The following is a 6886-nucleotide window of genomic DNA, read 5'->3' as shown; positions in this document are numbered from 1 at the left end:
GTTCTTAGGTTTTTTCCGGTGATCTGCGCTTCTAAAAAACAGCTCTTTCGCATCCGCTTGACCCCTCAAGAGGTTGCGCAAACTCCAAATTAGAACAAGGGAAGTTGAAGACAGCAAGCCCGTTAAAGGTTTGTCTTCACCTCATATAACTCCAACGGTAAGCCGTCCGGATCGGTAAGAAATGTGAATATTGCTTTAGTATGTGGGTCAACTCGTATAAACTCACAGGGGACGCAATGGTAGGCTAGATAGGCGACCCAAGCGTCAATATCGTCAACCCGCAACGCCAGATGTCTTAGGCCTGCAGCTTCGGGTCTGCTGACCCGCGCAGGGGCGTCGGGAAACGAGAAAAGCTCAATCTGCGTGCCGCAGGGCAAAGCCAGGTCCAGCTTCCATGAATCACGCTCAGCTCGGTGGTTCTCAGCCACGATGCGCAAACCCAGAACATCCACATAGAACCGTTTGGATCGCTCGTAATCCGACGCGATGATCGCGACGTGGTGTAAACCGGACAGGGTTGGGCGCGCGGCAACCATCGTTAAACTTCTAGGTCGTAGACAATGATGCCGTCGGCCCCACCGACGCACAGGTCGCAAAGCTGCCCGCCCAACCTTTGATGACGCGGATCGTTGGCATAAAGCTCGACCGCCGCCGGATCGGTAAAACGAATGATGAAGCCCTCGCCGTGATCCTGCGATTTTTTCTCGAAATCCAGGTTCGTGCCGTATTCAAAGGCGATCACGCCCTCGAACTCAGTACATAGCTCTTGTAGCGCTTTCATAACCGCGAAACGGTCCAGCTTTGGAACGTCATGACGGAAGTTGCAGAACACACAGTGTAGTATCATTGGGTTTCCTTGTTGCTGTGAATGAGAACGGTGGAGAACGCATGGACTTCGATCAGGGCCAGCCCCGATGCGGCCCGCGCGTCAAAGAGAGTTCGAAAATAGGTTTTCACTGCAATCACGAGCCCCCACTCAACTTGTACTGCGGGCGATCAGTTCGACCGGAACGCGCGGAGGGTTGCCCGGATGTTCGCCGTTCTCCAACCACTTCAGCAGCATGTCAGCCGCCTTGTTTCCAAACCCGCTGACATCGCAGGCAACCGTTGAAAGCGCGGGATAGCATTCTGATGCCTCCTCGATGTCATCAAAGCCCACAAGGCCAATATCAAGCCCGGGCTTGATGTTTGCCTCGGCAAAACCGGCGATCATTCCCAAAGCCACCAGGTCGTTGAAGGTGACGATCCCATCGATGTCGCGATGGTGTTTCGCGATATTCTGCGCCGTCTGATAACCAAAGGTTCGGCTCGACGCGCCATGAAACAGCAGTGGCGACTGTCCCAAAGCGTTCATTTTTTGAAGGTATCCGTTGCGGCGTTCAAGCGTAATGACTGCGTTTTCCAAACCACCGACAAAGGCAAGGCGTTTGTACCCTTTGGCGATCAGATGTTCGACGGCAAGATGGCCGCCTGCTTCGTAGTCCATCGAGAAAAACGGAATACAGTCCGGCGCATCTTCGACCCGGCGAAGGACTTGTATTGCCGGAATTCCACTGTCGGATATGCGCTGCAACTGGCGAATGTCGGTTCCATGCGCCGGGGCAATCAGCAGCGCGTTTACCGAATGCTCAAGCATTGAGCCAATCAGATCTGCCTGAAGGTCCGGGTCTTCGTTAGAGTTCGCGACAACCGTGGCATACCCCCGTTTGGCCAGCGCCATCTGTGTGCTGACCACCAGTTCCGTGTAGTACGGGTTGCGAAGATCGTTGATCATCAAACCGACCAAGCCCGCATTCGACCCGCGCATGCCTGCCGCCCCACGGTTGTAGACATAGCCGATCTCTTTTATGACATTCAGGACCTTGTCGCGCGTGTCAGGTTTGACCACCGGGCTTTTTTGCAAAACCAGCGAAACGGTGGATTTGGAAACTCCGGCGGCGCGGGCGACATCTATGATCGTGGGGCGTTTTTTCATGCCGCTTACTATTCGATCCCGTGCACAGCCAACAAGAGCTTCATCCGGCTTTGTGCCAGTTCCGGATCACTCAGAACCCGTGCCTGATCGGCCAGGCGGAACACCTCGGCGTAATGCGTGATTTCCCGCGACGACTGAAAACCGCCGGGCATGATAAAATGGCTTTGTGCACCGTTCAGCCAGGCCAAGAACGCGATACCAGCTTTGTAATACCTTGTGGGGGCCTTAAAGATCTCTCGGCTCAGTGGAACGGTCGGGGCCAGCAATGCGTTAAAGGTATCCGCATCGCCTTGGGTCAGCGCTTCAAGGGCTTGTGCTGCTGCGGGCGAAATCGCCGCGAACGCACCCAACAAAGCGTGCGAATGCCTTTTGCCGTCCCCTTGTATCAACGAGGCATAGTTGAAGTCATCGCCAGTGTACAAACGCACGCCCTCGGACAGGCGGGCGCGGAAGGCAACCTCATGCGCTTCGTCCAGAAGTGAGATCTTGATCCCGTCCACCTTGTCTTGATTGTCGTTGATGATCGCAAGCACCGCGTCAGAGGCCAATGCAATGTCAGAACTGCCCCAATACCCGGTCAGAGCGGGATCGAACATATCCCCCAGCCAATGCAGGATCACCGGGGCCTGTGCCTGAGACAGAAGCCGGTCATAGACAGCCTTATATGTCGCCGCATCCGCACCGATCGCAGGCAGCGCGCGTGTAGCCATCAAAATGACCTGAGAACCTGCGGCCTCAACCGCTTCCATCTGTGTTTCATAGGCTGCGATGATCGCATCTGCGTCGATCAATTCCTCCAACGGGATATGGTCCGTGCCCGCACCCGATGCCACACGTGGTGACAGGGGATGGGCCTTGGCCTCGACCATCGTGCGTTCGATCAGTTCCTTTGCCGTGGCCCAATCGGTGCCCATTCCGCGCTGTGCGGTGTCCATCGCCTCGGCCAAACCCAAACCCTGATCCCACAGGTAATGGCGAAACTTCAGGGTGTTTTCCCAATCCACCGAGGGCCGCCCGACCCAAGGGTCGCGTTCGGTCAACGGGTCGGACACAATATGGGCCGCCGCAAAGGCGGTGCGGGAAAACGGCTGTTTGGGCGCACGGGGGATCAGCGGATCACCCTGCGGCGTATAGTCTTCGATGGTCCCGGCATAGGTTGGTAACAGCATGGTTTTCCTCAGAAAGAATGATCTTCGCGGATCATGTCGCTGGCCTTTTCGCCAATCATGATCGCAGCGGCATTGGTGTTGGACGACACGACCGTCGGCATGATCGAGTTATCAACCACACGCAGGCGTTCGATCCCGTTAAATCGCAGACGTGGGTCGACAACGGCCCCGTCATCCACGCCCATCCGGCATGTGCCCGCGCAGTGGTGTGAAGTTTTGGAGTGTTCACAGATGTGGTTGAAATACTCCTCATCCGTCTGCACGTCCGGCCCCGGCAACCGGATGGCTTTGACATAGGGCGCAAGGGCGCTTTGCGACAGGATTTCCTGCGTCAATTTCAAGCCACGGATCGACATCTCACGATCCTGCGGGTCTTGCAGGTAATTGGGGTCCAACAGTGGTGCCTTGGCCGGATCCGCGCTTTGCAGGCGTACGGTGCCACGAGATCTTGGCCGCAGATAGCACGAATTCAGGGTAACACCGCCATTGGGCATCGCCTCAACCCCTTTTTCGATGCCGGTTCCCAGCCCCAGATGGAACTGAATATCAGGCGAACGCGCGTCGGGGTCCGCGTACCAGAACCCACCGGTTTCGAACAGGCTGGACGCGACCGGGCCTGTGCGGGACAGCAAGTACTGAACACCGGCAATCGCGCTCATGTGCAACTTGGCGTAGCGGTCATAGGTATGCGGCCCTGTCACTTCGGCGATGCAGTAGAGATCAAGGTGGTCCTGCAGGTTTTCACCCACATTGGCCTGATCGAAAACAACGTCGATCCCCAGCCCGCGCAGATGATCGGCCGGACCAATCCCCGACAATTGCAACAGGCGCGGCGTGCCGATTGCGCCGCTGGACAGGATCACCTCTTTATCCGCATGCAGCGTCGTGCCATCCGTCAACTGCACCCCTTTGGCAACACCGTCTTCCACGACGATCCGGGCGACCTGCGCGCCTAGTTTACGGGTCAGGTTTGCACGTCCGCGGATCGGTGCAAGATAGGCCATTGCCGCCGAAGACCTGCGGGCATTTCTTTGGTTCAACTGATAGAAACAGACGCCGTCTTGTTTTTCGGCGTTGATGTCCTCGTTTCTTGGGATGCCCAGCTGACCGGCGGCCTCAAAATAGGCCTCGCAAATCGGCAGAGGGGCTGACGGTTGCGAAACCCCAAGCGGACCGCCCTGCCCGTGGTATTTGTTGTTGTAGGTGTCGTTATCCTCGGCCCGCCGGAAATAGGGTAGAACATCCTCGTAAGACCAGCCCTCGCACCCCATCTGACGCCATTCGTCATAGTCCTGAGCGTTGCCACGCGTGTAAATCTGCGCGTTTATGGCCGATCCGCCGCCAATGACCTTGGCCTGCGTATAGTTGAACACTCGGTTTTGCATGTGGCGTTGCGGGACGGTTTCCCAGCCCCAGGACCCAATGCCCTTGGTCATCTTCGCAAAGCCTGCAGGCAGGTGGTAGAATGGATGCCTGTCGCTGCCCCCCGCCTCAAGCAGCAGCACGCGCACATCAGGGTTTTCCGACAGGCGTGCAGCCAACGCACAACCGGCGGAACCGCCACCTACGATGATAAAATCATATCCAATGGTCATAGCAGCGCGCCCCTCACAAACGATGGATAGAAAGGCCGCCGTCAACCGGGATAACGGCACCGTTGGCAAACTTCATCTGACCCTCGGCAAGGGGCACCACGACCTCAGCAATGTCATCAGGCGCACCCCAGCGCCTGGCTGGAACAAGGCCGTCCTGGATCCGCACTGTGTACTTATCTTTGACGCCAGCGGTCATATCTGTGGCGATGATCCCGGGGCGGAGTTCGAACACCCCGATCCCCTCTTCCGCCAATCGCGCCGCGAACAGCTTTGCCATCATTGCAGCACCGGATTTGGACATGCAGTATTCGGCGCGTTCGATCGAAACCATCTCAGCCGACACGGATGTCACGAACTGTATTGATCTGTAGGGACCGTGAGTTTGCGACAGCATGCGTTTAGCGCAGGCCTGCGCCAGAAAAAATGCACCAGAAAGGTTCACATCCATCACGAACTGAAAGTTTTCAGGTGTGATATCCAGCATGTCGCCGCGGACCTTGGCTGGAACGCCAGCGTTTGAAATCAGCGTTGTCAGCGGGCCAAAGGCATCTTCGACGCAATCCAGCAACCCCTCAATCGCTGTGACGTCCCGAAGGTCGTGTTGAAAATACAGCGCGTTTCCAGTGCCCAGTCCCGACACCGCCTCAACCGCTGCCGCGCTGTCTTCGCCAGAGGACGAGGCAATCGCCACACGGTAGCCGGACTCGATCAGGGCTTTGCAGATACCCAGCCCAATCCCTCGTTGCCCACCTGTGACCAATGCGACTTTTGTCATGCCGCGAAATCCTTCTGTCTGATGTGATGTGCAACGTGCAATGCCTTCGCTGATAGGGTCGGTGTCACCAACATCTCTTTGCTCTGGAACGTTCCATTTTTGAAATCAGAAAAAACGGCGCAGACACAAGCCAGCTTTTCCGCCAGGTGATGGCCACGTTCCGAAAAGGTGATCCCGGTGCCCGAGGGTACAGGGGCGGCCGCACAGGTCGCCCCTTCAATACCGGTTCCAATGATCCCCAAATTCGAGCGCATTACATGATCCGCTCTTCGGAATTCTTATCGAAGAGAACAACCTTTTCCATGTTGACCGCAAAGGTCGTGTTCTGCCCAACCACGACGTCGGTATCGGCGCGCATACGGGCCACGCATTCTGCGCCTCCAATGGTCGTCGCAACGAACGTGTCAGAGCCTGCAGGCTCGATCACATCGACATTGGATTGCACCTGTTCAACGTGCCGCGATGTCTGATCAGCCCCCTCTACGTCTGTTAACGCTTCGGGCCGGACGCCCAAGATGACCGATTGGCCATCATAGGCCAGTTGATTAGGGGATGGGTCCGAGACGGCCAGACTGATCTTTTCCCCGGCCGAGTTCACTGTATCCGCGTATAGCGCGTTGCTTTCCGAACGCAGCTTAACCTCGATCAGGTTCATGGAAGGCGAGCCCATGAACGTCGCTACAAACAGGTTGGCAGGTGTGTCGTAGATCTCCTTGGGCGTACCCAACTGCTGAACATAACCGCCGTTCATAACCGCGATCCGGGTCGACAGGGTCAGTGCCTCAATCTGGTCATGGGTCACATAGACGATGGTTGTACCCAGTTTTTGGTGCAGCTTTTTAATCTCGGTCCGCATGTCCACGCGCAGCTTGGCATCAAGGTTCGAGAGCGGCTCGTCAAACAGGAACACATCCGGGTCACGCACCAGAGCACGGCCCATGGCCACCCGCTGACGCTGACCACCGGACAGCTGCCCGGGCTTGCGATCCAGCAACTGCTCGATCTGCAGCAGCTTGGCAACGTCTGCCATGGCCTTCTCACGCTCGGGTTTTGGGACACCGTGCATTTCCAGACCGAAGGTGATATTCTGCCCAACGGTCATGTTGGGATAGAGAGCATAGGACTGGAACACCATCGCGATGTTGCGGTTCGACGGGTGCACCCCGTTCATCACCTGATCCTTGATGCGGATTTCACCACTGGTGATCTCTTCCAGCCCCGCGATCATGTTCAGCAAGGTGGACTTGCCACAGCCCGACGGACCGACGAGGACAAGAAACTCACCCTCTTCAACGGCGATGTCCACTTTGTGCAGAACCTCAACCGCGCCGTAGGATTTGGTTGCGTTGTCGATATCAAGAAAACCCATGGG

At 56.8% G+C, this 6886-nt stretch carries 8 protein-coding genes; all 8 read right to left on the bottom strand.

Annotated elements, in window-relative coordinates; translation table 11 throughout:
* Positions 1-122: 122 nt before the first annotated feature.
* The 8 genes from gloA2 to ACR0DG_RS13070 all read right to left on the bottom strand — a co-directional run bounded on the left by gloA2 (position 123) and on the right by ACR0DG_RS13070 (position 6883).
* Positions 123-536, bottom strand: a complete 414-nt coding sequence (gloA2, locus tag ACR0DG_RS13105; protein ID WP_480696634.1) for an SMU1112c/YaeR family gloxylase I-like metalloprotein — start codon at positions 534-536, stop codon at positions 123-125.
* Positions 537-538: 2 nt separating this feature from the next.
* Entirely contained in the window at positions 539-847 is a 309-nt protein-coding gene (locus ACR0DG_RS13100) for a Dabb family protein (protein WP_480696635.1), read from the bottom strand.
* A gap of 129 nt (positions 848-976) precedes the next feature.
* The gene (locus ACR0DG_RS13095) at positions 977-1975 is read right to left on the bottom strand and encodes a LacI family DNA-binding transcriptional regulator (protein WP_480696637.1); all 999 of its coding nucleotides are present in this window, start codon (positions 1973-1975) and stop codon (positions 977-979) included.
* 8 nt (positions 1976-1983) lie between these two features.
* Positions 1984-3144 carry a dihydrodipicolinate synthase family protein gene (locus tag ACR0DG_RS13090; RefSeq protein ID WP_480696639.1) on the bottom strand — a complete coding sequence of 387 codons (1161 nt, stop codon included), beginning with the start codon at positions 3142-3144 and terminating at the stop codon, positions 1984-1986.
* An 8-nt stretch (positions 3145-3152) separates the two neighbouring features.
* The gene (locus ACR0DG_RS13085; protein WP_480696641.1) at positions 3153-4739 is read right to left on the bottom strand and encodes a GMC family oxidoreductase; all 1587 of its coding nucleotides are present in this window, start codon (positions 4737-4739) and stop codon (positions 3153-3155) included.
* Positions 4740-4752: 13 nt separating this feature from the next.
* Entirely contained in the window at positions 4753-5514 is a 762-nt protein-coding gene (locus tag ACR0DG_RS13080) for a 3-ketoacyl-ACP reductase (protein ID WP_480696643.1), read from the bottom strand.
* A complete protein-coding gene (locus ACR0DG_RS13075) occupies positions 5511-5768 on the bottom strand; it encodes a hypothetical protein (RefSeq protein WP_480696645.1) in 258 nt (85 codons plus the stop codon). Before ACR0DG_RS13075 ends, ACR0DG_RS13080 begins: the two co-directional genes overlap by 4 nt.
* A complete protein-coding gene (locus ACR0DG_RS13070) occupies positions 5768-6883 on the bottom strand; it encodes an ABC transporter ATP-binding protein (RefSeq protein ID WP_480696647.1) in 1116 nt (371 codons plus the stop codon). The genes ACR0DG_RS13075 and ACR0DG_RS13070 overlap by 1 nt, the downstream gene beginning before the upstream one ends.
* Between the last annotated feature and the right edge of the window lie 3 nt (positions 6884-6886).

This window comes from Ruegeria sp. BG8 (genome assembly GCF_056538325.1).
Note: the sequence above shows the minus strand (reverse complement) of the source record. Positions and strands in the feature narration are given on the sequence as shown.

Coding starts and splice junctions, on each gene's coding strand:
- ACR0DG_RS13085 (WP_480696641.1), bottom strand. CDS start 4,739: ATGACCATTGGATATGATTTTATCATCGTAGGTGGCGGTTCCGCCGGT.
- gloA2 (WP_480696634.1), bottom strand. CDS start 536: ATGGTTGCCGCGCGCCCAACCCTGTCCGGTTTACACCACGTCGCGATC.
- ACR0DG_RS13070 (WP_480696647.1), bottom strand. CDS start 6,883: ATGGGTTTTCTTGATATCGACAACGCAACCAAATCCTACGGCGCGGTT.
- ACR0DG_RS13075 (WP_480696645.1), bottom strand. CDS start 5,768: ATGCGCTCGAATTTGGGGATCATTGGAACCGGTATTGAAGGGGCGACC.
- ACR0DG_RS13080 (WP_480696643.1), bottom strand. CDS start 5,514: ATGACAAAAGTCGCATTGGTCACAGGTGGGCAACGAGGGATTGGGCTG.
- ACR0DG_RS13100 (WP_480696635.1), bottom strand. CDS start 847: ATGATACTACACTGTGTGTTCTGCAACTTCCGTCATGACGTTCCAAAG.
- ACR0DG_RS13090 (WP_480696639.1), bottom strand. CDS start 3,144: ATGCTGTTACCAACCTATGCCGGGACCATCGAAGACTATACGCCGCAG.
- ACR0DG_RS13095 (WP_480696637.1), bottom strand. CDS start 1,975: ATGAAAAAACGCCCCACGATCATAGATGTCGCCCGCGCCGCCGGAGTT.